The following is a 2,976-nucleotide window of genomic DNA, read 5'->3' on the forward strand; positions in this document are numbered from 1 at the left end:
AACCCCCCCCCTGCCGCTTCGGCCTGGATTTCATCCCGCTGGTGCGCGAGCGCTATTTCTTCGCCATCCGCAAGAGCGCGCTGGAGACGCCCGCCATGCGCGACCTGCTGTCCATCATGCGCAGCGCCGATTACGTCGGTTACGTCAGCCAGCTGATCGGCTACGACGCCCGCGATACCGGCCGCCTGCAGACCCTTGAAGAGGCATTTTCCTAGGCGCGCCGCCACGGGCGCCGGGCTATGATTGTTCCCATGAGCAAAGTGATCCTCCTGGCTGATCGCCGCACCGACCGTCCGGCGCCTGTCGCGCCGCCGGCCGCGGGCCAGCCCGCGCTCGACCGGCGCGCGCGGCCGCTGCGCGATCTGCGCATTTCGGTCACCGATCGCTGCAATTTCCGCTGTACCTATTGCATGCCGCGCGAGGTGTTCGACACCAGCTACGCCTTCATGCGCCATTCCGACCTGCTGTCGTTCGAGGAAATCACGCGGCTGGCCGGCGTCTTCACCCGCCTGGGCGTCGAGAAGATCCGCCTGACCGGCGGCGAACCGCTGCTGCGCAAGCATGTGGAAAACCTGGTGGGCCTGTTGTCGGGGCTGCGCACGCCCGCCGGCCACCCGCTGGAACTCACCCTCACCACCAACGGCAGCCTGCTCGAACGCAAGGCCGCGGTGCTCAAGGACGCGGGGCTGAAGCGCGTCACGGTCAGCCTCGACGCGCTGGACGCCAGCATGTTCCAGGACATGAGCGACAGCGGCTTCACGCCCGACGACGTGCTGCGCGGCATCGACGCCGCCGCCGCGGCCGGGCTGGCGCCCGTCAAGGTCAACATGGTGGTGCGGCGCGGCCTGAACGACGCGCAGATCCTGCCGATGGCCGAGCGCTTCCGCGGCAGCGGCCACATCCTGCGCTTCATCGAATACATGGACGTGGGCAACACCAACGGCTGGAATCTGACCGAAGTGGTGCCCAGCGAGGAAATACTGGCGCGCATCGGCGCGGCCTATCCGCTCGAACCGATCTCCACCGACGGCATGGGCCGCGTCGCCGAACGCTGGCGCTATCGCGACGGCGCCGGCGAGATCGGCGTCATCTCCAGCGTCACCCATGCCTTCTGTGGCGGCTGTACGCGCGCGCGCCTGTCGCCGGAAGGCAAGCTGTTCCTGTGCCTGTTCGGCCACGAAGGCCACGACCTGCGCGCGCCGCTGCGTGGCGGCGCCAGCGACGACGAGCTGGCCGCCATCCTCACGGGCATCTGGGCCGCCCGGGGCGACAACTATTCCGAACAGCGCGGCCGCAACATGGCCGACCCGGCCCGCAAAGTCGAGATGAGCTACATCGGTGGCTGAGACCTTGACCGCGTTCGACCGGCGGCAGGTGGCCGGCCTGATCCTGGCCGGCGGCCAGGGCTCGCGCATGCAGGGCTGCGACAAGGGCCTGGTCTTGCTGCGCGGCGAACCGCTGGTGGCGCACGTGGCGCGGCGCCTGGCGCCGCAGGTCGGGCCGCTGATCCTCAGCGCCAACCGCAACGCCGAGACCTACGCCCGCTATGGCCGGGTGGTGGCCGACGATACCGACGAATTGGGCGCCTGGCAGGGGCCGCTGGCGGGCCTTGCCGCGGGCCTGGCGGCGGCCGCGCCGTGCGAATGGCTGGTGGTGGCGCCGTGCGACACGCCGTTCCTGCCGGCCGACCTGGCCCGGCGCCTGATCGCGGCGGCGCAAGCGGCGGGCGCGCCGCTGGCCTACGCGCTGGCCGGCGGCCAGCGCCATCCGGCCTGCATGGCGCTACGCGCGTCGCTGTTGCCGGCGTTGCGCGACTACCTGGCGGCCGGCGAACGCAAGGTCGGCCTGTGGCAGTCGCGGGTGGGAGGCGTGGGCGCGCCGTTCGATGACACGCCCGGCGCGTTCATGAACCTGAACACGCCCGAGGAGCTGGCGGCGGCCGAGCGCTACGCCAGCCAGTGACGCAGGTCGTAGTAGGGCACGCGGTCGCGGTCCTGCACCTGCACGTCGGCCGGCAGGCGCGCCAGCCCCGTCGACCACGGCAATGAACTGATCACCCCGGAACCCTGGTGGCCATAAGGCACCAGCTCGGCGTTGCCGTCATCGGCGGCGCGGCGCTGCACCCGCAGGAATTCCTCGCGGCTGTCCTGGCGCGGATGCTCGGTGCGCAGCGGCAGCCGGCTGACCGGCGGGAACAGTTCCTCGCGGCCCTGCATGCGGCGCACCAGCGGCGACACTAGCATGGCGAACACCGCGTAGGCCGACACCGGATTGCCCGGCAGGCTGACCACCGGCTTGTCGCCGATCATGGCCAGCGCCACCGGCTTGCCCGGCTTCATGCGCACCTTCCACAGCGACAGCTCGCCGCCCAGCGCGGCCAGCGCCGGCTTGACCAGGTCGCGTTCGCCGACGGACACGCCGCCCACGCTCAGCACCAGATCGCACTCGGCCAACAGCGCCTGGAAGGCGGCGCGCAGGTCGTCCTCGGTGTCGCGCGCATGCAGCACCTTGGCCGGTTCGGCGGCCATGCCGCGCACCAGCGCCGCCAGCATCGGGCCGTTGGAGTTGTAGATCTGCGCCGTCTCGCGCGCGCCGCCGGGCGGCACCAGTTCGTCGCCGGTGGTCAGGATGCCGACCCGCAGGCGGCCGTAGACCGGCACGCTGGCCAGACCCTGCGAGGCCAGCAGCGCCACGTGGGCGGCCTGCAGCTGCGTGCCGGCGGCCAGCAGCGGGGCGCCGGCCAGGGTGTCTTCGCCGCGCTGGCGGATGTGCTGGCCGGGGCGCGGCTCGCGCGTGATCTCGACCTGTTCGTCGGCTTCGTGCGTGTCTTCCTGCATCACCACCACGTCGGCGCCGGCGGGAATCAGGCTGCCGGTGAACAGGCGGATGGCGTGGCCGGGCTTGAGCGGCTCGGGCGTGTCGCCGGCATAGCAGCGTTGCTGGATCGGCAGGCGCGCGCCCGGCTGCCAGTCGGCC

4 protein-coding genes are annotated in these 2,976 nt (G+C 71.6%); 3 read left to right on the plus strand and 1 reads right to left on the minus strand.

All coding sequences use genetic code 11. The features are described 5' to 3' along the window. From AOZ53_RS33135 to mobA, 3 genes are all read left to right on the plus strand, one after another. Positions 1-215: substrate-binding domain-containing protein (locus AOZ53_RS33135; protein WP_231690731.1), on the plus strand; the 215-nt coding region annotated here is incomplete at its 5' end. Between the two features lie 36 nt (positions 216-251). Beyond that, a complete protein-coding gene (gene moaA, locus AOZ53_RS33140; protein WP_054428581.1) occupies positions 252-1,346 on the plus strand; it encodes a GTP 3',8-cyclase MoaA in 1,095 nt (364 codons plus the stop codon). Then, positions 1,339-1,962 (plus strand): molybdenum cofactor guanylyltransferase MobA, encoded by a 624-nt coding sequence (gene mobA / locus AOZ53_RS33145; protein WP_082385878.1) that lies wholly within the window; start codon positions 1,339-1,341, stop codon positions 1,960-1,962. The genes moaA and mobA overlap by 8 nt, the downstream gene beginning before the upstream one ends. Here mobA and AOZ53_RS33150 read toward each other — a convergent pair. Next, the coding region (locus AOZ53_RS33150; RefSeq protein WP_054491079.1) for a molybdopterin molybdotransferase MoeA at positions 1,947-2,976 on the minus strand (1,030 nt) is incomplete at its 5' end. The genes mobA and AOZ53_RS33150 overlap by 16 nt on opposite strands.

The organism is Achromobacter sp. 2789STDY5608621 (assembly GCF_001299375.1).
GTDB classification, from domain to species: domain Bacteria; phylum Pseudomonadota; class Gammaproteobacteria; order Burkholderiales; family Burkholderiaceae_B; genus Achromobacter; species Achromobacter insuavis.